Annotated in this window: 25 protein-coding genes; 8 read left to right on the top strand and 17 right to left on the bottom strand. The window is 68.3% G+C overall.

Annotated elements, in window-relative coordinates; all coding sequences use genetic code 11:
• Positions 1-28 precede the first annotated feature (28 nt).
• Complete coding sequence (gene aroC / locus LMJ29_RS19270; protein ID WP_229607131.1) at positions 29-1,120, bottom strand: chorismate synthase; 1,092 nt, start codon at positions 1,118-1,120, stop codon at positions 29-31.
• 105 nt (positions 1,121-1,225) lie between these two features.
• Between aroC and LMJ29_RS19265 the strand changes: the two genes are divergently transcribed.
• A complete protein-coding gene (locus LMJ29_RS19265; protein WP_377655829.1) occupies positions 1,226-2,176 on the top strand; it encodes an alpha/beta hydrolase in 951 nt (316 codons plus the stop codon).
• A 24-nt stretch (positions 2,177-2,200) separates the two neighbouring features.
• On the opposite strand, the gene prmB is transcribed toward LMJ29_RS19265, so the two are convergent.
• Both prmB and LMJ29_RS19255 read right to left on the bottom strand, forming a co-directional pair.
• The gene (gene prmB / locus LMJ29_RS19260; protein ID WP_229607130.1) at positions 2,201-3,124 is read right to left on the bottom strand and encodes a 50S ribosomal protein L3 N(5)-glutamine methyltransferase; all 924 of its coding nucleotides are present in this window, start codon (positions 3,122-3,124) and stop codon (positions 2,201-2,203) included.
• Positions 3,087-4,058: a LysR family transcriptional regulator gene (locus tag LMJ29_RS19255; protein WP_229607129.1), complete on the bottom strand. Its 972-nt coding sequence runs from the start codon at positions 4,056-4,058 to the stop codon at positions 3,087-3,089. The genes prmB and LMJ29_RS19255 overlap by 38 nt, the downstream gene beginning before the upstream one ends.
• A 105-nt stretch (positions 4,059-4,163) precedes the next feature.
• Here LMJ29_RS19255 and LMJ29_RS19250 point away from each other — a divergent pair, with 105 nt between their 5' ends.
• The 3 genes from LMJ29_RS19250 to folE all read left to right on the top strand — a co-directional run bounded on the left by LMJ29_RS19250 (position 4,164) and on the right by folE (position 6,101).
• The gene (locus LMJ29_RS19250) at positions 4,164-4,763 is read left to right on the top strand and encodes a cysteine hydrolase family protein (protein WP_229607128.1); all 600 of its coding nucleotides are present in this window, start codon (positions 4,164-4,166) and stop codon (positions 4,761-4,763) included.
• A gap of 72 nt (positions 4,764-4,835) precedes the next feature.
• Positions 4,836-5,396 (top strand): Smr/MutS family protein, encoded by a 561-nt coding sequence (locus tag LMJ29_RS19245; RefSeq protein ID WP_229607127.1) that lies wholly within the window; start codon positions 4,836-4,838, stop codon positions 5,394-5,396.
• A 159-nt stretch (positions 5,397-5,555) separates the two neighbouring features.
• Entirely contained in the window at positions 5,556-6,101 is a 546-nt protein-coding gene (gene folE, locus LMJ29_RS19240) for a GTP cyclohydrolase I FolE (protein WP_229607126.1), read from the top strand.
• Positions 6,102-6,141: 40 nt separating this feature from the next.
• On the opposite strand, the gene LMJ29_RS19235 is transcribed toward folE, so the two are convergent.
• Together LMJ29_RS19235 and pyrF are read right to left on the bottom strand one after the other, a co-directional pair.
• Positions 6,142-6,777: a hypothetical protein gene (locus tag LMJ29_RS19235; protein ID WP_229607125.1), complete on the bottom strand. Its 636-nt coding sequence runs from the start codon at positions 6,775-6,777 to the stop codon at positions 6,142-6,144.
• 41 nt (positions 6,778-6,818) lie between these two features.
• Positions 6,819-7,517, bottom strand: coding sequence for an orotidine-5'-phosphate decarboxylase (gene pyrF / locus LMJ29_RS19230; RefSeq protein WP_229607124.1), 699 nt, complete (start codon positions 7,515-7,517; stop codon positions 6,819-6,821).
• A gap of 117 nt (positions 7,518-7,634) precedes the next feature.
• Here pyrF and LMJ29_RS19225 point away from each other — a divergent pair, with 117 nt between their 5' ends.
• Positions 7,635-7,814, top strand: a complete 180-nt coding sequence (locus LMJ29_RS19225; RefSeq protein WP_229607123.1) for a DUF2897 family protein — start codon at positions 7,635-7,637, stop codon at positions 7,812-7,814.
• Between the two features lie 10 nt (positions 7,815-7,824).
• On the opposite strand, the gene LMJ29_RS19220 is transcribed toward LMJ29_RS19225, so the two are convergent.
• From LMJ29_RS19220 to LMJ29_RS19195, 6 genes are all read right to left on the bottom strand, one after another.
• Positions 7,825-8,394: a hypothetical protein gene (locus LMJ29_RS19220; RefSeq protein ID WP_229607122.1), complete on the bottom strand. Its 570-nt coding sequence runs from the start codon at positions 8,392-8,394 to the stop codon at positions 7,825-7,827.
• Positions 8,395-8,463: 69 nt separating this feature from the next.
• Positions 8,464-9,276, bottom strand: a complete 813-nt coding sequence (locus tag LMJ29_RS19215) for an OmpA family protein (RefSeq protein WP_229607121.1) — start codon at positions 9,274-9,276, stop codon at positions 8,464-8,466.
• Positions 9,273-9,623 carry a DUF4398 domain-containing protein gene (locus LMJ29_RS19210; protein WP_229607120.1) on the bottom strand — a complete coding sequence of 117 codons (351 nt, stop codon included), beginning with the start codon at positions 9,621-9,623 and terminating at the stop codon, positions 9,273-9,275. The genes LMJ29_RS19215 and LMJ29_RS19210 overlap by 4 nt, the downstream gene beginning before the upstream one ends.
• A 16-nt stretch (positions 9,624-9,639) precedes the next feature.
• Positions 9,640-10,449, bottom strand: coding sequence for a substrate-binding periplasmic protein (locus tag LMJ29_RS19205; RefSeq protein ID WP_229607119.1), 810 nt, complete (start codon positions 10,447-10,449; stop codon positions 9,640-9,642).
• A 126-nt stretch (positions 10,450-10,575) separates the two neighbouring features.
• Positions 10,576-11,505, bottom strand: coding sequence for an electron transfer flavoprotein subunit alpha/FixB family protein (locus LMJ29_RS19200; protein WP_229607118.1), 930 nt, complete (start codon positions 11,503-11,505; stop codon positions 10,576-10,578).
• A complete protein-coding gene (locus LMJ29_RS19195) occupies positions 11,505-12,254 on the bottom strand; it encodes an electron transfer flavoprotein subunit beta/FixA family protein (protein ID WP_229607117.1) in 750 nt (249 codons plus the stop codon). Before LMJ29_RS19195 ends, LMJ29_RS19200 begins: the two co-directional genes overlap by 1 nt.
• 9 nt (positions 12,255-12,263) lie before the next feature.
• Here LMJ29_RS19195 and LMJ29_RS19190 point away from each other — a divergent pair, with 9 nt between their 5' ends.
• Both LMJ29_RS19190 and LMJ29_RS19185 read left to right on the top strand, forming a co-directional pair.
• Positions 12,264-12,554 (top strand): hypothetical protein, encoded by a 291-nt coding sequence (locus tag LMJ29_RS19190; protein WP_229607116.1) that lies wholly within the window; start codon positions 12,264-12,266, stop codon positions 12,552-12,554.
• Between the two features lie 14 nt (positions 12,555-12,568).
• Positions 12,569-14,224, top strand: a complete 1,656-nt coding sequence (locus LMJ29_RS19185; protein WP_229607115.1) for an electron transfer flavoprotein-ubiquinone oxidoreductase — start codon at positions 12,569-12,571, stop codon at positions 14,222-14,224.
• Between the two features lie 41 nt (positions 14,225-14,265).
• Here the strand turns inward: LMJ29_RS19185 and LMJ29_RS19180 are convergent, their stop codons facing one another.
• Positions 14,266-14,832 carry a DUF1285 domain-containing protein gene (locus tag LMJ29_RS19180; protein WP_229607114.1) on the bottom strand — a complete coding sequence of 189 codons (567 nt, stop codon included), beginning with the start codon at positions 14,830-14,832 and terminating at the stop codon, positions 14,266-14,268.
• Between the two features lie 117 nt (positions 14,833-14,949).
• Between LMJ29_RS19180 and LMJ29_RS19175 the strand changes: the two genes are divergently transcribed.
• A complete protein-coding gene (locus LMJ29_RS19175; RefSeq protein WP_229607113.1) occupies positions 14,950-16,077 on the top strand; it encodes an aminotransferase class V-fold PLP-dependent enzyme in 1,128 nt (375 codons plus the stop codon).
• Positions 16,078-16,347: 270 nt separating this feature from the next.
• Here the strand turns inward: LMJ29_RS19175 and LMJ29_RS19170 are convergent, their stop codons facing one another.
• From LMJ29_RS19170 to mltG, 5 genes are read right to left on the bottom strand one after another with little or no spacing between them, the layout of a single operon-like run.
• Complete coding sequence (locus tag LMJ29_RS19170; RefSeq protein ID WP_229607243.1) at positions 16,348-17,133, bottom strand: TatD family hydrolase; 786 nt, start codon at positions 17,131-17,133, stop codon at positions 16,348-16,350.
• 2 nt (positions 17,134-17,135) lie between these two features.
• The gene (locus LMJ29_RS19165; protein WP_229607112.1) at positions 17,136-17,492 is read right to left on the bottom strand and encodes a PilZ domain-containing protein; all 357 of its coding nucleotides are present in this window, start codon (positions 17,490-17,492) and stop codon (positions 17,136-17,138) included.
• A 34-nt stretch (positions 17,493-17,526) separates the two neighbouring features.
• Positions 17,527-18,513: a DNA polymerase III subunit delta' gene (locus tag LMJ29_RS19160; protein WP_229607111.1), complete on the bottom strand. Its 987-nt coding sequence runs from the start codon at positions 18,511-18,513 to the stop codon at positions 17,527-17,529.
• On the bottom strand, positions 18,506-19,138 hold the full coding sequence (gene tmk, locus LMJ29_RS19155; RefSeq protein ID WP_229607110.1) for a dTMP kinase: 633 nt from the start codon (positions 19,136-19,138) through the stop codon (positions 18,506-18,508). Before tmk ends, LMJ29_RS19160 begins: the two co-directional genes overlap by 8 nt.
• Positions 19,135-20,190 carry an endolytic transglycosylase MltG gene (gene mltG / locus LMJ29_RS19150; protein ID WP_319942235.1) on the bottom strand — a complete coding sequence of 352 codons (1,056 nt, stop codon included), beginning with the start codon at positions 20,188-20,190 and terminating at the stop codon, positions 19,135-19,137. Before mltG ends, tmk begins: the two co-directional genes overlap by 4 nt.
• Position 20,191: the final 1 nt, after the last annotated feature.

The following is a 20,191-nucleotide window of genomic DNA, read 5'->3' as shown; positions in this document are numbered from 1 at the left end:
AGGGCCGGCAGCCAACCCGCGATGCGTCTCAGAGCTGGCCGAGCACCGGGGTGCTCACCCGCACCTCGGCGTTCTGCGCGCGGTGGCGCAGCAGGTGATCGAGCAGCACGATGGCCATCATCGCCTCGGCGATCGGCGTGGCGCGGATGCCCACGCAGGGATCGTGGCGGCCCTTGGTGATCACTTCCACCGGGTTGCCGTCGACATCGATGGAGCGGCCGGGGGTGGTGATGCTGGAGGTCGGCTTGAGCGCCAGGTGGGCGACGATCGGCTGGCCGCTGGAAATGCCGCCGAGGATGCCGCCGGCATTGTTCGACAGGAAGCCTTCGGGAGTCAGCTCGTCGCGGTGCTCGGTGCCGCGCTGGGCGACGCTGGCGAAGCCGGCGCCGATCTCCACGCCCTTGACCGCGTTGATGCTCATCAGCGCGTGGGCCAGTTCGGCGTCGAGGCGGTCGAAGATCGGCTCGCCGAGGCCCGGCGGCACGCCTTCGGCGACCACGGTGATCTTCGCGCCGACCGAATCCTGGTCGCGGCGCAGCTGGTCCATGTAGGCCTCCAGCTCGGGCACCTTGTCCGGGTCGGGGCTGAAGAAGGCGTTCTGCTCGACGCTGTCCCAGGTCTTGAAGGGGATCTCGATCGGGCCGAGCTGGCTCATGAAGCCGCGCACGGTGATCCCGAGGCTGGCCAGGTACTTCTTGGCGATGGCGCCGGCGGCCACGCGCATCGCGGTCTCGCGCGCCGAGCTGCGGCCGCCGCCGCGGTAGTCGCGGATGCCGTACTTGTGATGGTAGGTGTAGTCGGCGTGGGCCGGGCGGAACAGGTCCTTGATCGCCGAGTAGTCCTTGGACTTCTGGTCGGTGTTGCGGATCAGCAGGCCGATCGGGCAGCCGGTGGTCTTGCCCTCGAACACCCCCGAGAGGATCTCCACCTCGTCGGCTTCCTGGCGCTGGGTGGTGTGGCGGCTGGTGCCGGGCTTGCGGCGGTCGAGGTCGCGCTGCAGGTCGTCCAGCGACAGCTCCAGCCCGGGCGGGCAGCCGTCGACGATGGCGACCAGCGCCGGACCATGGCTTTCACCGGCGGTGGTGACGGTGAACAGCTTGCCGTAAGTATTGCCAGACATGCAGGATGCTCCGCGGCGGGAAATTTCAGGGCCGCAAAGTATACCCAAGCGTCCGCCCGCTGGGGAAACGCCGGCGCCCCGCCCTGCCCCTCGTCTGGAGTTCGCATGTCCCGCCTGTTGCTGCTGATCTTCCTGCTGTGCGCGGGCCTCGCCCACGCGGCGCCGACCAGCCTGGTGCAATGGCCGATGGCGCTGCGGGTGCCCGGCGGCACCCTGCACGGCACCCTGACCCTGCCCGACCGCGACGGCCCGCTGCCGGTGGTGCTGATGATTGCCGGCTCCGGGCCGACCGACCGCGACGGCAACAATCCCGAGGGCGCCCACAACGACAGCCTGCGCCTGCTGGCCCGCGAGCTGGCCGCGCGCGGCATCGCCAGCCTGCGCTACGACAAGCGTGGCGTGGCGGCCAGCCGGGCGGTGGCGCCGCGCGAGGAGGAATTGAGCGTCGAGGCCTACGTCGCCGACGCGGCGGCCTGGGGCCAGTTGCTGAAGAGCGATCCGCGCTTCTCACAGCTGATCCTGCTCGGCCACAGCGAGGGCGCGCTGATCGCCAGCCTGGCCGCCGCGGACGCCGGCGCCGATGCGCTGGTCAGCCTGTCCGGCATCGCCCACCCGCTCGGCTGGGTGCTGCGCGAGCAGCTGCAGGGCCGCCTGCCGCCCGCGCTGGCGGCGGAAACCGAGACGATCCTGCGCCGGCTGGAGCAAGGCCACCGGGTGGCAAAGGTATCGGCGAAACTGCAGGTGCTGCTGCGCCCCAGTGTGCAACCCTACCTGATCAGCCTGCTGCGCCAGCGCCCGGCCGAGGCCTTCGCCCGCGTACCGGTCCCGGCGCTGATCGTCCAGGGCACCCGCGACTTCCAGGTCGACGCCGAGGAGGCGCTGCTGCTCCAACAGGCCCGGCCGGAGGCGCAGCTGCTGCTGATCGAGGGCATGAACCACGTGCTGCGCATCGTGCCAGCCGCCGCGCCGCCGCTGGCTTCCTACAACGACCCACGCCTGCCACTGGCGGCCGAACTGGTCGAGGGCCTGGCGCGCTTCATCCTGCCGGCAGGCTGATCGCTACGCGGGACTGGCCCGAAATCACTCGCCCTGCAGGCGCGCGCGGAACAGCGCCTGATGCTGGCGGCACTGCTCGGCGCTCAACACGAACACGCCGTGGCCGCCTTGTTCGAACTCCACCCAGGTGAACGCCACTTCCGGGTAGGCCGCCTCGACGTGCACCTGGCTGTTGCCCACCTCGATCACCAGCAGGCCGTCGTCGCTCAGGTGGTCGGCGGCCTCGGCGAGCATGCGGCGCACCAGGTCGAGGCCGTCCTCGCCGCAGGCCAGGCCCATGGCCGGCTCGTGATGGAACTCGGCCGGCATGTCGGCGAAGTCCTCGGCGTCCACGTAGGGCGGATTGGAGACGATCAGGTCGAAGCGCTGGCCCGGCAGGCCGTCGAAACCGTCGCCCTGCACGGTGTAGACGCGCTCCTCCACCTGATGGCGCTCGATGTTGAGGTTGGCCACTTCCAGGGCGTCGAACGACAGATCGCCGAGCACCACCTCGGCCTCAGGGAAGGCGTGGGCACAGGCGATGCCGATGCAGCCAGAGCCGGTGCACAGGTCGAGGATGCGCGCCGGAGCAGCCTTGAGCCAAGGCGCGAACTGCCGGGCGATCAGCTCGGCGATCGGCGAGCGCGGCACCAGCACACGCTCGTCGACGCAGTACGGCTGGCCGCAGAACCAGGCCTCGCCGAGCAGGTAGGCGGCCGGCACGCGCTCGTCGATACGCCGCTGCAGCAGGGCGCGCACCGCGTCCAGCTCGTCGTCCTCCAGGCGGCAGTCGAACCAGCTCTCCGGGGTGTCCCAGGACAGGTGCAGGCCGCCGAGCACCAGCAGGCGCGCCTCGTCCCAGGCGTTGTCGGTGCCGTGGCCGAAGAACAGCTCGGCCTCGTGGAAACGGCTGACGCCCCAGCGGATCAGGTCACGGATGCTTTGCAGACGGCTCGGGGTGGCGCTCATGGCTGGGGAGTCCTTGGTGATGGGGCGGGCATTCTAGCCCATGCGCGCCGCCGGGACCCACGCCGCCGCTCAGGCGGGCCGCGTCCGCCGTCGCCCGCTCCGCCAGCCAGTCGGCCAGCGTGCGAAAGCGCAGGGTCTCGCGCAGGTCGCGGTGGCACAGCAGCCACAGCTCGCGGCTGAGTTCGACAGCGGACAACCGGTACAGGCCGGGCACCTCGCCGACCAGGCAGGGCAACAACGCCAGCCCCAGCCCGGCCTGGCAGGCGCGCTGCAGCGAGGTCACCGCGGTGACGCGCAGACGCACCCCGCCCTGTGGATCCAGCCGCTGTAGCCAGCGCGCCTCCGGCAGGTGGCCGAGGCTGTCGTCGTAGCCCAGCCAGGGCAGCCGCGGCCAGTCGGCCGGCTGCGCCGCGGCGAAGCGCTCGGCGCCGTACACCGCATAGCCCAACTCGCCGACCTTGCGCATCACCAGCGCGGCATCCTGCTGCGGGCGAGCCAGGCGCAGGGCGAGATCGGCCTCGCGGCGGGTGAAGGACAGGTCGCGGTTGTCGCCCAGCAGCTGCAGGTCGAGCTGCGGATGGCGCTCGGCCAGCGCGGGCAACTGCGGAATCAGCCAGTGGGCGAGGAGGAACTCCACCGAGGTCAGCCGCACGCTGCCGGCCACGCTCTGCGCCTCCTCGCGGGCGGCCAGCAGCATGCCCTGCACGTCGCCCTGCAGCGCCGCGGCCCGCTGCAGCAGCACTTGGCCGGCCGGGGTCGGTCGGTAGCGGCCGCTGTCGCGCAGGAACAGGTGCACCTGCAGCGCCCGCTCGGCCGCCTGCAGGCGCCGGCTCACCGTGGTCGGGTTGACCGCCAGCGCCCGCGCCGCCGCGGCCAGGGTGCCGTGCTGCTCCAGCGCCAGCAGCACGAGAATGTCGTTCCAGTCGAAGGCCATCGCAGACTCCCTGCAAAAATGCATTGTCGGTCGGCAAGCCTGTACCTTCAGCGCCGCCGTCGTCATGCCCACAATGGTCGCGTCCATCCCCCACCGGAGTACAGCATGAGCGACGCCAAAACCCTGTTCGAACTGACCGGCAGCAGCCATCCGGCCGCCGACCTCAAGCAGGCCACCCTGCTGATCATCGACGCGCAGAACGAATACCGCAGCGGCGACCTGCGCCTGCCCGGCGTCGAGACGGCCGCCGCGCAGATCCTGCGTTTGCTCGAAGCGGCACGCGCCGCCGGGGCGCCGGTGGTGCACGTGCAGCACGTCGGCGTGCCCGGCTACCTGTTCGACCCCGAAGGCCCGCGCGGCGAGATCTTCGAGGAACTGACCCCGCAATCCGGCGAAGCCGTGGTGCGCAAGCCGCTGCCCAACTCGTTCGCCCACAGCGACCTGGATCGCGTGCTGCGCGAGCTGGGCCGGGAGCAACTGGTGGTGGTCGGCTTCATGACCCATATGTGCGTGAGCGCCACGGTGCGCGCCGCCAAGGACCTCGGCTATCGCAGCACGGTGGTTGCCGCCGCCTGCGCCACCCGCGACCTGCCGGGCATCGACGGCGTGGTGGTGGACGCCGCCACCCTGCACCGCGTCGAGCTGACCGCGCTGGCCGACCTGTTCGCCACGGTGGTGACCGACGCTGCCGCCCTCGGCGCCTGACTGCTCGGTCAGCCGGGTCATCCGCACGGACGCCAAGTTCCGTTAGAATTGGCGTCTGTTGCGGAGATCAGCATGCAAGACGACGATTTTTCCCTGTTCAAGAACGAGATGCGCGGCGTCAAGCGCATCAAGGTCGAGGAACGCGCCGACACCGGCAAGCCCAAGACCGACCGCCAGCAGGTCGCCCAGCGCCAGCAGAGCGCCATCCTCACCGAGCAGACCACCACGGTGGACGGTCTTTCCGACCTGTTCGTGATCGACGTCGGCGCCGAGGACGAGCTGTACTGGGCGCGCGACGGCGTGCAGGAAGGCCAGATGCGCAAGCTCAAGGCCGGGCAGATCCCCTTCGAGGGCAGTATCGACCTGCACGGCATGAGCGTGGAGAAGGCGCGCGCCACCCTCTGGGAGTTCTTCGCCGAGGCGGCGCGCTTCGAGGTGCGCTGCGTGCGCGTCACCCACGGCAAGGCCGCGCGCACCGATGGCCGCCGGCCCATGGTGAAAAGCCACGTCAACACCTGGCTGCGCCAGCATCCGCAGGTGCTCGGCTTCACCTCCTGCCTGGCCAAGCACGGCGGCACCGGCGCGGTCTACGTGCTGCTCAAGCGCACCATGCTGGACGGCCGCGACGAATAACCCCCGCGATCCAGGCGCTGCTCTCGTGCCCCGAGCCAGAGGCGCGGCGCCTCGGCTCCCTGTGAGCCGGCCTGCGACTTACCCGACTTGCACGGTAGGACTTGCCAGCCACCCGCCAGCCCCCTACCCTTCGCCGCTTAGCTTCTATCAGGAAACCCCATGTCCCTGTCTCAGCACTACACCGCGATCCTCGGCCTGCTCGGCGAGGACGTCGAGCGCGAAGGCCTGCGCGATACTCCCGCCCGCGCGGCCAAGGCCATGCAGTACCTCTGCCGCGGCTATGAGCAGAGCCTCGAGGAAGTCACCAACGGCGCCCTGTTCGGCTCGGACAACAGCGAGATGGTGCTGGTGAAGGACATCGAGCTGTATTCGCTGTGCGAGCACCACCTGCTGCCGTTCATCGGCAAGGCCCATGTGGCCTACATCCCCAACGGCAAGGTGCTCGGCCTGTCGAAGGTGGCGCGCATCGTCGACATGTACGCCCGCCGCCTGCAGATCCAGGAAAACCTCACCCGGCAGATCGCCGAAGCGGTCGAGCAGATCACCGGCGCCCTCGGCGTGGCGGTGGTGATCGAGGCCAAGCACATGTGCATGATGATGCGCGGCGTGGAGAAGCAAAACTCCGCGATGATCACCTCGGTGATGCTCGGCGAGTTCCGCGCCAATCCGGCGACCCGCGGCGAATTCCTCAGCCTGGTCCGCTGAACGCCGCGCCACAACCGGCCACTGCGGGCTGGTTGGCGCATCACCCTGCCCGCTCGTCCGCCGCGGCGAAGAACACCCAGGCCAGCGCGACGCTGGCCACCAGGCACAGCACCAGCGCCGGCACCAGCAGCAGCACGCTCGCGCAGGCGACCCCCACCAGCAACAGCAGCCAGGCGAACAGGCGCAGCGCCGGATAGGGCCGGCGGATACGCCGCAGGCTCAGGGCGAAGCGCAGCACGCTCAACCCCAGGACGACGAACAGCGCGAAGCTGGCCAGCTCCAGCGCGGCGGGCAACCGCGCGCCGTACTCCTCCTGCAGCGCGGCGAAGCCGGTGGCCAGGAATGCCAGCGCGACCTGCAGCCACAGCGCCCGGTCCAGACCGTCGTGCAGCCCGAAGCGGGTGGCCAGCAGGGCACGCAGGCGCAGCAACAGATAGGCCCACAACGGCACCAGCAGCAAGCGCAGTAGATGGGGAATGACCAACGGCGGCAGCTGCGGGTACAACACCTGCCACAGGCTCAACGCCAGCAGCGCGAACAAGCCGAACGCGAAGCCCAGGGCGAGGCCGCCCAGCACCAGCAGCTGGTCGCGGCGCCAATGCTCGACGAAGGACGCGGGCAGGCGCTCGTCGAGCAGCGGCGCCTGCGGCGGACGATAGGGATCGACTTCGCTCATCTCCCCGAGCCCCCTGGGCGTCCGGCGTGTCGGTGCGGCTATCAGCCGCGCAGCTCGGCCACCACCGCGGCCAGCGCGGCGGCGGGCTCAGCCGCCTGGCTGATCGGTCGGCCGATCACCAGATAGTCGGAACCGGCATCCAGCGCCTGGCGCGGGGTGAGGATGCGGCGCTGGTCGTCCTGGGCGCTGCCGGCCGGGCGGATGCCCGGAGTGACCAGCTGCAGCTGCGGCTGGGCGGCCTTGAGGGCCGGCGCCTCCTGGGCGGAGCAGACCAGGCCGTCGAGGCCGGCCTGCGCGGCGAGAGCGGCCAGACGCAGCACCTGGACCTGGGGCTCGACATCCAGGCCGATACCGGCGAGGTCGCTACGCTCCATGCTGGTCAGCACGGTGACGCCGATCAGCAGCGGCTTGGCGCCGCTCAGCGCATCAAGGGTCTCGCGGCATGCCGCCATCATGCGCAGGCCACCGGAGCAATGCACGTTGACCATCCACACGCCCAGTTCGGCGGCGGCCTTGACCGCCATGGCGGTGGTGTTGGGAATGTCGTGGAATTTCAGGTCGAGGAACACCTCGAAGCCCTTGCCGGCCAGCGTCTCGACGATCTGCGGGCCGCAGCGGGTGAACAGCTCCTTGCCGACCTTGACCCGGCACAGCTGCGGGTCGAGCTGGTCGGCCAGGGCCAGCGCGGCTTCACGGGTGGGAAAATCCAGGGCGACGATGATCGGGGTCTGGCAGGACATGGGGCTCTCTCGCGAATCGAATGGCGCGCATTGTAGCGCAACTGCCCCCCGAAATCGGACGAGACAGCCGCCGCCACCGGGGTTATGGTGGAACCATCAACCTCTGTGGAGTGTGTTATGCCCTGGTTTGCATGGTTGTTCCTGGCCCTGGCCTTCGGCCTGGTGGTCGGCAGCCTGCTGCTGCTACGCGACAGCGCGGACAAGATGCCGCTCAGCGAAGAACAGTTGCAGCGCCTGCGCGAACGAGAGGCCGAACTGCAGGCGAAGGCGCGTCAGGAGGACGGCGAGGACGAATGAGGCCCGGAACTCAGCGGCGAAAGCGCAGCTGCAGCTCCGCACCTTCGATCGTATCGAGATAGCCGTCCTCGGCGCCCTCGTTGGTGATCAGCCGTCCGCCCAGCTCGAAGGGGGGCCGCGCCTGTTCGTGTGCCTTGAATAGCGGCGGCAGCAGCGCGTCCGTCCCTTCCGTCCCTTCGTTGAGCACGGAGGCCGCAGCGGTGGGCAAAGGGAAAGGCTCGACGTCTTCGCCGGGGAGGCTGAGATCGAGAGGCCGCTCGGGCTGCTTGGGCAGCGTGACGGCCGTGGCCGGCTCCTCCGCTGTCGATGGCTTCTTCGGCACGCCGGCAGGCTGCGGCGATTGCGCAGCAGGCGCCGGCGGGCGCGTCGGCACGGGAGTGACCGCAGACTGTGCGGGCGCGACCTTGGCGGGCGCAGCGGATGGCACCGACGGGACGGCAGGCGCGCTCGATGGCGCCGGCTGCTCCTGCTGCACCGCCGGCGCTGGCGAAGACTGCCGCTCGGCCTCGGGGCGATCCGCATCGCAGGCGGCCAGCGCCAGCACCAGCCCGAGGCCAAGTAACCCACGCATGCCGCTCATCGCAGACCTCGCCTGACCGGCAGCCGGCTCCGGCCGCCGTCCTCTCGCCTTCGTCACGATAGCCGCAGCTTACTCACGCGGCGGGCTGAGCTGGCCCTGATCGTCGGAAAACACGATCTCGACCCGGCGGTTCTGCGCACGCCCCTGCGCCGAGGCGTTGGCCGCGAGGGGGAAGGCTTCGCCGTAGCCCTGCACCTCGATGCGCTTGGCCTCGATGCCCAGGTCGATCAGCACGTCGGCCACCGTCTGCGCCCGGGCGCGCGACAGCTCGACGTTCTCGGCCGCGGGACCGCGACTGTCGGTATAGCCCTCGATGCGCACGACACGCTGCGGATTGAGCGTGAGGAACTGGTAGAGCTTGAGCACGATACGGTTCGCCGAGCTTTTCAGCTCGGCGCGACCGGTGTCGAACAGCACATCGCCCAGGGTCATCACCAGGCCGCGCTCGGTCGGCATGGTGGCCAGGCTGTCCATCTGCTCCTCCAGCCAGCTGCTCTGCTGCTGCACGCTGAGCAGCTTGGCCTCGCGCAGGGCCTGCTCCAACCCGTCGCGCTCCTGCTGCAGGCGCTCCAGCTGGCGCTGCTGGGCGACCTGCCGGCTGTGCTCGCGGGCGATGGCGCCGTAGCGCTGGCTCAGATAGGCGTAGTGCGCGACATCCTCGCCGCTGCCCCAGTAGCTGCTCAGCCGCTCGGCACGGGCCAGCGACTCGCCGGCACGCACGACATCCTTGGGCGCGCTGGCCAGCACGGCATCGTCGGCCGCCAGCTGCTCATAATCGCTGCGCGCCTGCTCCAACGCCTGTCGCGCGTCACCGTGAGCGGCACAGCCTCCCAGCGCGGCCAGTCCCAGCCACAGCAGGACACGGATCTTCGCCAGCCTCATGGTCGACCTCCCAGTTCGGTGCGCAGCTGCCTGATCCGGCTCTTCAGCTCGGCGATCTGCGCACTGCTCTTGGCGGTCAGGATGCGGGCCTCGACCAGGCGCGCGTCCAGTTCGGCACGCTCGGCAAACATGCGCGCCTCGCGGTATTCCTCGCGGGCAAAGGCCTCGCGCGCGGCCGCCAGACCGGCCTCGGCTACACGCAGATCCTCCTGCTCGGCATCGGCGCCCACGGCATGGGCCTGCTGCAGGGCTTCCTCGGTGAGCTGCAACTGGGCCGTGGGGGCCGGATCGCTGGCGCAACCGGCCAGCAACGACAGTGCCAGGACGGCACACAGGCGTAGGGTCATGGAATCAACATCCTGTTCAGGGCTTGGCGGCGAGCCGCTGGGCCTTCCAGCGCTCCAGATTGCGCTCGAGCAGGGTCTGCGGCACGCCGGCGGCGCGGAATTCTGTCATCTTTTTCGCCAGCTGTCCGCGCAGCCAGGGATGGTTGCACGCCGAGTTATGCGACAGGGCCAGATACAGCGGCTCCTCGCTGAGCGCCGGCTGCAGCGCGATCACTTCGCCGCCCAGCCCCTGGCGCTCGACCTCCGCCCTGCCGGCATGCCGTTCGAGCAGCAGGTAGTCGAGCTTGCCCTGCTGCAGCTGCTGCAGGGCCTCGCCGACCTTGGCGGTACGCTTGAGCTTGAGCGTCTCGACCTGACCCAGCAGGGGCGTGGCGTAGCCTCCGGCGCCGACCGCCAACCCGCGATGGCTGGCCAGGTCGGCCAGCCGGGCGAACAGCGGCGCCTTGTCCAGCGGCGCCCAGACGTGCACGGGGACCGCGAGATAGGCCGGATGGATGAAGTCGAACTGCTCCAGGGCGGTCGGCGTCAGGTAACTGCCCGCCAGCACGTCGACGCGCCCATTGAGGGCGTCGTCCAGCGCCATGGCGCGCTTGCCGGCGTAGAGCACCTCGACCTGTACGCCCAGCTCCTGGCCCAGAGCCTTGAGCAGGTCGGCACTGGCACCGACCAGCTGCTCGGGATGCTGCGGGTCTTGCCACAGATAGGGTGGCTGATCCGGAGCGCCGGTGGCCACCAGGCGCTCGCACTTGCCCGCCGCCAGGGCCGGAAGCGCGCCGGCGCAGAGGGCCGCCAGGGCCAGGCGCGGCAGAAGGGAGCGAAGAGACATTGGAATCCTCGAAATCGGTTGCCGGCAGGGCCGGGACGGAGTGCAGGCAGCGTAACTGATTCAGGGGCGAAAAACGGCGACAAAAAACCCGCTCCGGGGAGCGGGTTTTCGACAGCGGAGCGGTCCTTACAGGGACTTTTCCAGCTCGGGTACGGCTTCGAACAGGTCGGCGACCAGGCCGTAGTCGGCGACCTGGAAGATCGGCGCCTCCTCGTCCTTGTTGATCGCCACGATCACCTTGGAATCCTTCATGCCGGCCAGGTGCTGGATCGCACCGGAGATGCCCACGGCGATATACAGCTCGGGAGCGACGATCTTGCCGGTCTGGCCGACCTGCAGGTCGTTGGGCACGAAGCCGGCGTCCACCGCGGCGCGCGAGGCACCCACGGCGGCGCCGAGCTTGTCGGCCAGCTTGTAGAGCAGGGCGAAGTTGTCGCCGTTCTGCATGCCGCGGCCGCCAGAGATGACGATGCGTGCCGAGCTCAGCTCCGGACGGTCGGACTTGGCCAGTTCCTCGCCGACGAAGGCGGAGATACCGGCGTCGTTACCGGCGGCAACCGCTTCGATGGCGGCGCTGCCACCCTCGGCAGCCACCGGATCGAAGCCGGTGCTGCGCACGGTGATCACCTTCACCGCCGCGCTCGACTGCACGGTGGCGATGGCGTTGCCGGCGTAGATCGGACGCTGGAAGGTGTCGGCACTGACCACCTTGACGATCTCGGAGATCTGGTCGACGTCGAGCAGCGCGGCGACGCGCGGCAGGACGTTCTTGCCGTTGGTGGTGGCGGCGGCCAGCACGTGGCTGTAGTTCTTGCCGAGTTCGGCAACCAGCGGGGCGACGTTTTCCGGCAGCTGGTGAGCGAAGGCGGCGTTGTCGGCGACCAGCACCTTGGCGACGCCGGCGACCTTGGCGGCGGCTTCGGCGACCGCGGCGCAGCCTTGACCTGCGACCAGCACATGGATATCGCCACCGATCTGCGCGGCGGCGGCCACGGTGTTCAGGGTCGCGGCGGCCAGTGCGGCGTTGTTGTGTTCGGCAATGACGAGAATGGCCATCAGATCACCTTCGCTTCGTTCTTCAGTTTCTCGACCAGTTCGGCCACCGACTTGACCTTGATACCGGCCTGACGGGTAGCCGGCGCTTCGACCTTGAGGGTCTTCACGGTCGAGACGGTGGACACGCCGAGGGCTTCGGGAGTCAGCACGTCGAGCGGCTTCTTCTTGGCCTTCATGATGTTCGGCAGCGAGGCGTAGCGCGGCTCGTTGAGGCGCAGGTCGGTGGTGACGATGGCCGGCAGTTTCAGGGCAACGGTCTGCAGGCCGCCGTCGATCTCGCGGGTGACGTTGGCCTTGCCATCGGCGATCTCGACCTTGGAGGCGAAGGTGCCCTGGGCGAAACCGGTCAGCGCGGCGAGCATCTGGCCAGTCTGGTTGTTGTCGCTGTCGATGGCCTGCTTGCCGGTGATGACCAGCTGCGGCTGCTCCTTGTCGACCACGGCCTTGAGCAGCTTGGCGACGGCCAGGGAGTTCAGTTCCTCGGCGGTCTCGACCAGGATGGCGCGATCGACGCCAAGAGCCAGGGCGGTACGCAGTTGCTCCTGGGCAGCGGTCGGGCCTACGGAGACCGCGACGATTTCGCTGGCGACGCCCCTCTCCTTCAGACGCACCGCCTCTTCCACGGCGATCTCGCAGAACGGGTTCATCGACATCTTGACGTTGGCGAGATCGACGCCGGAGTTGTCCGCCTTGACCCGGACCTTCACGTTGTAATCGACCACGCGTTTGACAGCTACCAGAATCTTCATGGATTCCTCGTGTTTTCCGATAAATTAAGAGGTGCCGCCGAGGCGTATCTGGCGGTTGCCAGCCAAAACAACCGCATCGAACTGGAACGCGACACCCAAAACGACGGTATCTTGACTGCATCCCCCTACCCGGTCAATAAGACTCAGAGCCCCCGCCAGGCGGTGCTAACGTCGATTGACGCCTCGCAAAAACCCCAGCCCAAGGCAGCCGCCAGGTTTGGTGCTGGCGTCGCGCATGGATATACTGCGCCGCACAAGCCAAAGCAGCGGCTGATTAGAATGAGCGATTACCAGCCTTGAGCCAGGAGACAATTGTGGAACGCGAATACATGGAATTCGACGTGGTCATCGTCGGAGCCGGCCCCGCCGGGCTCTCCGCCGCCTGCCGCCTGAAGCAGAAGGCCGTCGAAGCCGGCCAGGAGCTCAGCGTCTGCGTGGTGGAAAAAGGCTCCGAAGTCGGCGCCCACATCCTCTCCGGCGCGGTGTTCGAACCGCGCGCCCTGAACGAGCTGTTCCCCGACTGGCAGGCCCTCGGCGCCCCGCTCAACACCCCGGTCAAGCGCGACGACATCTACCTGCTGAAAAGCGATGCCGCCGCCACCCGCATCCCCGACTTCGCCGTGCCCAAGACCATGCACAACGAAGGCAACTACATCATCTCCCTGGGCAACCTGTGCCGCTGGCTGGCCCAGCAGGCCGAGAACCTCGGCGTGGAGATCTACCCCGGCTTCGCCGCCCAGCAGGCGCTGATCGACGAGCAGGGCGTGGTGCGCGGCATCGTCACCGGCGATCTGGGCGTCGACCACGAAGGCAAGCCCAAGGACGGCCTGTACACCCCGGGCATGGAACTGCGCGCCAAGTACACCCTGTTCGCCGAAGGCTGCCGCGGCCATATCGGCAAGCAGCTGATCAAGCAGTACCGCCTCGATGCCCAGGCCGACGCCCAGCACTACGGCATCGGCATCAAGGAACTGTGGGAGATCGACCCGGCCAGGCACGAGCAGGGCCTGGTGGTGCACACCGCCGGCTGGCCGCTCAACGACGAGAATCCCGGCGGCTCCTTCCTCTACCACCTGGAGAACAACCAGGTGGTGGTCGGCCTGATCGTCGACCTGTCCTACAGCAACCCGCATCTGTCGCCGTTCGACGAGTTCCAGCGCTACAAGCACCATCCGGTGATCAAGCAGTACCTGGAAGGCGGCAAGCGCATCAGCTATGGCGCCCGCGCCATCTGCAAGGGCGGCCTCAACTCGCTGCCCAAGATGGTGTTCCCGGGCGGTGCGCTGATCGGCTGCGACGCCGGCACCCTCAACTTCGCCAAGATCAAGGGCAGCCACACCGCGATGAAGTCCGGCATGCTGGCCGCCGAGGCGATCGTCGAGGCGCTGGCCGTCGGCCGCGAGGGCGGCGACGAGCTGCACAACTACGTGAAGGCCTTCGAGGACAGCTGGCTGTACGACGAGCTGTATCGCAGCCGCAACTTCGGCGCGGCGATGCACAAGTTCGGCGCCATCCTCGGCGGGGCGTTCAACTTCGTCGACCAGAACCTGTTCGGCGGCAAGATCCCGCTCACCCTGCACGACAACAAGCCCGACCACGCCTGCCTCAAGCCCGCCGCGCAGTCGCCGAAGATCGACTACCCCAAGCCGGACGGCAAGCTGAGCTTCGACAAGCTGTCCTCGGTGTTCCTCTCCAACACCAACCACGAGGAAGACCAGCCCTGCCACCTGCAGCTGATCGACCCAAACATTCCGCTGGCCAGGAACCTGCCACTGTACGACGAGCCGGCGCAGCGCTACTGCCCGGCCGGGGTGTACGAGATCGTCACCCTGGAAAGCGGCGAGAAGAAGTTCCAGATCAACGCGCAGAACTGCGTGCACTGCAAGACCTGCGACATCAAGGATCCGGCGCAGAACATCAATTGGGTGGCCCCGGAAGGCACCGGCGGGCCGAACTACCCCAACATGTAAGCGCTCACAGAAAAGGCCCCGCGGGGCCTTTTTTGTTGTCCTTACTCGGGCTGCGGCGCGATGGGGAAGAACTCGCCGCCGCTCCACACGCCGAGCCAGATCTGCCCGGCGATCTCGCGCGGCACCGCCAGTTCGACCAGCCGGTAGAACAGGTTGCGATGGATCAACGCCTCCAGGTTGGCGCGCACATGGACGTAGGGCGATGGCTCCTCGGTCTGCGGGTCCAGTTCGAAGCGCAGTGGGTGCTCGGCGCCCGCCAGCACCTCGTCCCCCACGCTGGTGCGAAAACGCAGCTGTCGGGCCTCGCCCTCGCCTTCCACGTCCATTTCCACCGCCACGAATGGCGCATCGTCGACGCGGATGCCGACCTTCTCCACCGGGGTCACCAGGAAGTAGTCGTCGCCATCGCGGCGCAGGATGGTCGAGAACAACCGCACCATGGCCGGTCGCCCGATCGGCGTGCCCAGATAGAACCAGCTGCCGTCGCGGGCGATGCGCATGTCGATATCGCCGCAGAACGGCGGATTCCACAGATGCACCGGCGGCAACCCGCCCTTGCTGGCCGGAATCTGCTGCAGCAGTTCGCCGGCCTTGCCCGTATCACCCATCTTTCCCACCTCTCCATCCTGCTGCGAAAAATGCCCGCTGCGCCCGACCCTGCGAGCGGCTCGGGCCGCCCTGCCCTGTATCATGCCGCAATCCGCCCGATTGCAGGAGCACCGACGATGAGCCCTTGGCAAGACGAATTTCCCCAGGAACCCAGCCTGCGCTACCTCAACCACGCCGCCGTGGCCCCCTGGCCGCGGCGCGCCAGCCAGGCGGTGTGTGCATTCGCCGAGCAGAACCTGCGCATCGGCGCCCGCGACTATCCGCAGTGGCTGCAAGTCGAGCAGCGCCTGCGCCAGCGCCTGGCGCGCCTGCTCAATGCACCGTCCACGGCCGATGTCGCACTGGTGAAGAACACCTCGGAGGCCCTGTCGTTCGTCGCCTTCGGCCTGGACTGGCGTGCCGGCGACCAGGTGGTGATCAGCGACCAGGAGTTCCCCTCCAATCGGGTGGTCTGGGAGGCGCTGCGCCCGCAGGGTGTGGAGGTGATCGAGGTCAGCCTCGCCGGCAGCGATCCGGAGGGCGCCCTGCTCGCCGCCTGCACAGGGCGCACTCGCCTGCTGGCGATCAGCGCCGTGCAATACGCCAGCGGCCTGCGCCTGGATATGCAGCGCCTCGGTGCAGGCTGCCAGCCGCGCGGCGTGCTGTTGTGCATCGACGCCATCCAGCAGCTCGGCGCCCAGCCCTTCGACGTGCAGGCCAGCCAGTGCGCCTTCGCCATGGCCGACGGCCACAAGTGGCTGCTCGGCCCGGAAGGCCTCGGCGTGTTCTACTGCCGCAGCGATCTGCGCGAACAGCTGAAACTGCACGAGTACGGCTGGCACATGCTGGAGGAGGCCGGCAACTACGACAAGCGCGACTGGCAGCCGGCGCGCACCGCAAGGCGCTTCGAATGCGGCAGCCCGAACATGCTCGGCGCCACGGCACTGGAGGCCAGTCTGTCGCTGCTCGAGGAAGTGGGCATGCCCCAGGTCGCCGCGCGCCTGGAAGAGCGCATCGCCTGGCTGCACCAGGGCATCGCCAGCCTGCCCGGCGTCAGCCTGTTGAGCCCCGCGGAGACAGAGCGCAGAGCCGGCATCCTCACCTTCCGCCTCGCCAGCCTGGAGGATGCGCGCCTGTTCGAGGCCCTCAAGCAACAGCAGGTGGTATGCGCACTGCGCGGCGGCGGCGTGCGACTGTCACCACACTTCTACACGCCGGAGCGGGTGATCGAGGAAGCCCTGGCGATACTGCGGCAACTGGTGTGAAGCACTCGAAAGAGCGGGCGAAGGGAAAATAATGGCTGATGCGGCGATGCACTCAGCAATGACAGCGCTATTTCAAATCCGTTTTAAAACAGTGTGACTCCTGGCCATCAAGCGCGGGAGGCTGGTCAATACTGTTAATCACTGATGCGCGGCACTCCCCCCCAAGTGCCCGTCAGGCGGAACAGCGTGGAGCGCCTGTTCCGGTTTCACTCCTAATGGTCTTGACCCGGATTCATCCCCCAGAATCCGGGTTTTTTTTGCCCGGAGTATTCAGGCGCCAGGCGCCGTGAGCGGGAACAAGCGATGGAAATTGGCCGTGGTCTGCTCGGCCAGGGTCTCGACGGAAACGCCACGCAGGGCCGCGAGGAAGTCAGCCACGTCGCGCACGTATTCGGGCAGATTGGGCTTGCCGCGATGGGGCACCGGCGCCAGATAGGGCGCATCGGTCTCCACCAGCAGACGGTCGGCCGGCACACGCCGCGCCACATCACGCAGGGCCTCGGCATTGCGGAAGGTGACGATGCCGGACAACGAGATGTAGTAGCCCATGTCGAGGGCGGCCGCGGCCATCGGCCAGTCCTCGGTGAAACAATGCAGTACGCCGGCCTGCGGCAAGGCGGCCTCGCGCAACATGGCCAGGGTATCGGCACGCGCCTCGCGAGTGTGAACGATCACCGGCTTGCCGGTCTGCCGCGCCGCCTCCAGGTGCAGACGGAAACCCTCCTGCTGCAGGGCGGCAGCGTCCGGCTGATAGTGGTAGTCGAGGCCGGTTTCCCCGATGGCCACCACCCGCGGATCGTCCAGCTCGCCGAGCAGCCAGTCGAGCGCGGGTTGGCTACCGGGCTCGAGGTCGAGCGGATGGACACCGACCGAGCAGTACACGTCGGCATGGCTCGCCGCCAGGCCACGCACCGCCGCGGCGTTGCCGGCACTCACGCCGATGCACAGGAAGCAGCCGACACCATGGCTGCGGGCTGCCGCGAGGGCAGCGTCGAGCGAGCCGCCATGGGCGCTGAGGTCCAGGCGGTCGAGATGGCAATGGGAGTCTACGAGGATCATCACATGGTCAGGGTCGGGCGTTCGGACTTGAGCGCACCGGCCAGGTAGGTCTCGATCTTGTTGCGGGTGACGCGGTCGCCGTCATTGAACTGTACGCCGATGCCGGCGTGGCGGTTTCCCTGGGCACCCTTGGGGGTGATCCAGACCACCTTGCCGGCCACCGGCAGCTTTTCCGGCTCATCCATCAGGCTCAGCAGCATGAACACCTCGTCGCCGAGGCGATAGGCCTTGCTGGTAGCCACGAACAGGCCGCCATTACGCACGAAGGGCATATAGGCCGCATACAACTGCGCCTTATCCTTCAAAGTGACGGTCAGGATGGCGTTACGACCGCCAAGGTTCGGGGGCATGCTCATGGAAAGACGTCCGCGGCGTTAGCAATACGCGATTCTAGCCCGCCAGCGGCAGGCTTGCCCACCGCACCAGCAGGGCTTCGAGAAGCAGTGCTCGGTTGAGATTGGCCTTGCCCAGCACCTTCTGCCGTTCGGCCAGCAACCAGTCCTGCAAGGCGAGAACCGCGGGCAGCGGCGTGCGCTCGGCAAGGTAGCGCATCACCTTGCTCATCTGTGCGTCGCCAAGCTCCGCCTCGTCGCCGCTCATCTGGAAACGCAGCACCAGCAGCAGCCATTCGCAGAACCAGTCGAGCAGCAACGGCAGGGGGACGTTCTTCCAGGCCTCGGCCAGCTCCGAAGGCGCCGCCTGCTGCTTGAGCAGCTTCTTCACGCCCTCCTCGACCAGCCCCCGCTGTTCGAGCACACCCCCTGCATGCAGCTGCAGCGCCCGAAGCGGGGAGCCGGCCGCCAGTTCGAGCAGGCGCCGGTGCACCTCGCCATCCAGCTGCGGCAGACGGCCGGCCAGCCAGGCAAGGGCGACGGCAGGCCCGGGCAGCGGGCAGGCCTGCTGCTGGCAGCGACTCTTGATGGTGGGCAGCAAACGGCTCGGCTGATGGCTGACCAGCAGCATCACGGTATCGCCCGAGGGCTCTTCCAGGCTCTTAAGCAGGGCGTTGGCGGCGTTGAGGTTCATCGCCTCGGCCGGCTCGAGCAGGATCAGCTTGCGTCCGCCGAGTTGGGCGGTCTGCGTCACGAAATCGACCAGCTCGCGCACCTGGTCGACGCGGATGGGCTTGTCGGCCTCTTCGGGCTGCAGGTCGAAGTAGTCCGGATGACTGCCGGCGCGCAGCAGCAGACAGGATTTGCATTGCCCGCAGGCACCAACCGCGCCGGGCTGACCGCACAGCAGGAGGGCGACCAGTTGCTCGGCCAGCGCGCGCTTGCCGATGCCCGGCGGGCCGTAGAGCAGGTATGCATGGGCATGGCGCTCGCGGCGACTAAGCCGCTGCCACACCTCTTCCTGCCAGGGGAAGATCTCAGCCACGGGCGCGATCCAACAGCTCGGGCAGCAGACCATCGAGTTGCGCCTGGACGGCCGCCAACGGTTGGCCGGCATCCAGCACGCGATAGCGGCCGGGCGCCAGACTGGCGCGTTCCAGGTAGGTCCGCCGCACCGCCTCGAAGAAGGCCTGCGCCTCCTGCTCGAAGCGATCCAGGCGGCCGCGCGCCTGGGCGCGGGCCAATCCCACCTCCACCGGCAAATCGAACACCAGGGTGAGGTCCGGGCGCAAACCGCCCTGGACGAACGCCTCGAGTTGGGCGATACGCTCCTGAGGCAGACCGCGCCCGCCACCCTGATAGGCGTAGGTGGCGTCGGTGAAGCGGTCGCAGAGCACGACCCTACCCGCCGCCAGCGCCGGACGGATGACCTGAGCCAGGTGCTGGGCGCGCGCCGCGAACACCAGCAGCAGCTCGGTATCGACGGCCATCGCTTCCTCGCTCGGCGCCAGCAGCAGCTCGCGAATGCGTTCGGCCAGCGGCGTGCCCCCCGGCTCGCGGGTCAGTACGACCTCGCAGCCGGCGCTGCGCAGACGCTCGGCCAGATAATCGCGATTGGTGCTCTTGCCGGCGCCTTCGGGGCCTTCAAGAGTGATGAACAGGCCGCTCACTGGGCATTTCCTTGTGGTGCCGCGCCCGGACTGGAACGATAGTCCTCGCGCCGCTTGAGCTGGAATTCGCGCACCGCGCGGTTGTGTTCGTCGAGGTTGCGGGTGAACACGTGGGAGCCATCGCCACGCGCCACGAAATAGAGGGTGTCGCCCTCGGCCGGGTGCAGGGCGGCGTGGATCGCCTCGCGCCCGACCATGGCGATCGGTGTCGGCGGCAGGCCGGCGTTGACGTAGGTGTTGTAAGGGGTCGGCTCGCGCAGGTGGGCACGGGTCAGATTGCCATCATAGCGCTCACCCAGGCCGTAGATCACCGTCGGATCGGTCTGCAACAGCATGCCCCGGCTCAGGCGGCGAACGAACACGCCGGCGATCTGCTCGCGCTCGACCGCCACGCCGGTTTCCTTTTCCACCAGCGAGGCCATGATCAGCGCCTCGTAGGCATCGCGGTATGGCAGGTCGGCGGCCCGCTGTTGCCATTCGCCGTCCAGCACCTCGGCGAGGCGCTGCTGGGCCTGGCGGAGCAGGTCGATGTCGCGCATGCCGCGCGTATAGCGATAGGTATCGGGGAAGAAACGCCCTTCGGGGTGCTGGCCGGCAAGGCCGAGGCGCTGCATCACTGCCGCATCGTCCAGACCGGCCAGGGTCTGCTCCAGGCGCTCCTGAGCGGCCAGCGCCGTCCGCAGCTGGCGGAAGGTCCACCCCTCCACGAGGGTCAAACTGTATTGCACCACCTCGCCACTGCGCCACTGGCGGAGCAGCTCGCGGGCGGTCTGCCCAGGCGTCAGCCGGTACTCGCCACTCTGCAGACCCTTGCCGTCGTAGTTGAAGCGCCAGTAGAGGCGCAACCAGAGGGCGCCATCGATCACCCCCTCGTCGGCCAGACGGACCAGCAGACCGCTGGGGGTGGCGCCAGAGGGCACCTCGAGCAGACGCTCCTCGGTGATCGTCAGCGGCCGGTCGAGCGCGACATTTTGCTGCCATCCAACCACGACCACCATCAGGCCGAACAGCATCAATGCGCCTTCGAGGAGGTATAGCAAAGTGCGCTTCACA

The sequence above is a fragment of the Pseudomonas oryzagri genome (assembly GCF_020831405.1).
Classification (GTDB): domain Bacteria; phylum Pseudomonadota; class Gammaproteobacteria; order Pseudomonadales; family Pseudomonadaceae; genus Geopseudomonas; species Geopseudomonas oryzagri.
This window is presented reverse-complemented; position numbering and strand designations above follow the sequence as displayed.

Coding starts and splice junctions, on each gene's coding strand:
- aroC (WP_229607131.1), bottom strand. CDS start 1,120: ATGTCTGGCAATACTTACGGCAAGCTGTTCACCGTCACCACCGCCGGT.
- LMJ29_RS19265 (WP_377655829.1), top strand. CDS start 1,226: ATGTCCCGCCTGTTGCTGCTGATCTTCCTGCTGTGCGCGGGCCTCGCC.
- prmB (WP_229607130.1), bottom strand. CDS start 3,124: ATGAGCGCCACCCCGAGCCGTCTGCAAAGCATCCGTGACCTGATCCGC.
- LMJ29_RS19255 (WP_229607129.1), bottom strand. CDS start 4,058: ATGGCCTTCGACTGGAACGACATTCTCGTGCTGCTGGCGCTGGAGCAG.
- LMJ29_RS19250 (WP_229607128.1), top strand. CDS start 4,164: ATGAGCGACGCCAAAACCCTGTTCGAACTGACCGGCAGCAGCCATCCG.
- LMJ29_RS19245 (WP_229607127.1), top strand. CDS start 4,836: ATGCAAGACGACGATTTTTCCCTGTTCAAGAACGAGATGCGCGGCGTC.
- folE (WP_229607126.1), top strand. CDS start 5,556: ATGTCCCTGTCTCAGCACTACACCGCGATCCTCGGCCTGCTCGGCGAG.
- LMJ29_RS19235 (WP_229607125.1), bottom strand. CDS start 6,777: ATGAGCGAAGTCGATCCCTATCGTCCGCCGCAGGCGCCGCTGCTCGAC.
- pyrF (WP_229607124.1), bottom strand. CDS start 7,517: ATGTCCTGCCAGACCCCGATCATCGTCGCCCTGGATTTTCCCACCCGT.
- LMJ29_RS19225 (WP_229607123.1), top strand. CDS start 7,635: ATGCCCTGGTTTGCATGGTTGTTCCTGGCCCTGGCCTTCGGCCTGGTG.
- LMJ29_RS19220 (WP_229607122.1), bottom strand. CDS start 8,394: ATGAGCGGCATGCGTGGGTTACTTGGCCTCGGGCTGGTGCTGGCGCTG.
- LMJ29_RS19215 (WP_229607121.1), bottom strand. CDS start 9,276: ATGAGGCTGGCGAAGATCCGTGTCCTGCTGTGGCTGGGACTGGCCGCG.
- LMJ29_RS19210 (WP_229607120.1), bottom strand. CDS start 9,623: ATGACCCTACGCCTGTGTGCCGTCCTGGCACTGTCGTTGCTGGCCGGT.
- LMJ29_RS19205 (WP_229607119.1), bottom strand. CDS start 10,449: ATGTCTCTTCGCTCCCTTCTGCCGCGCCTGGCCCTGGCGGCCCTCTGC.
- LMJ29_RS19200 (WP_229607118.1), bottom strand. CDS start 11,505: ATGGCCATTCTCGTCATTGCCGAACACAACAACGCCGCACTGGCCGCC.
- LMJ29_RS19195 (WP_229607117.1), bottom strand. CDS start 12,254: ATGAAGATTCTGGTAGCTGTCAAACGCGTGGTCGATTACAACGTGAAG.
- LMJ29_RS19180 (WP_229607114.1), bottom strand. CDS start 14,832: ATGGGTGATACGGGCAAGGCCGGCGAACTGCTGCAGCAGATTCCGGCC.
- LMJ29_RS19175 (WP_229607113.1), top strand. CDS start 14,950: ATGAGCCCTTGGCAAGACGAATTTCCCCAGGAACCCAGCCTGCGCTAC.
- LMJ29_RS19165 (WP_229607112.1), bottom strand. CDS start 17,492: ATGAGCATGCCCCCGAACCTTGGCGGTCGTAACGCCATCCTGACCGTC.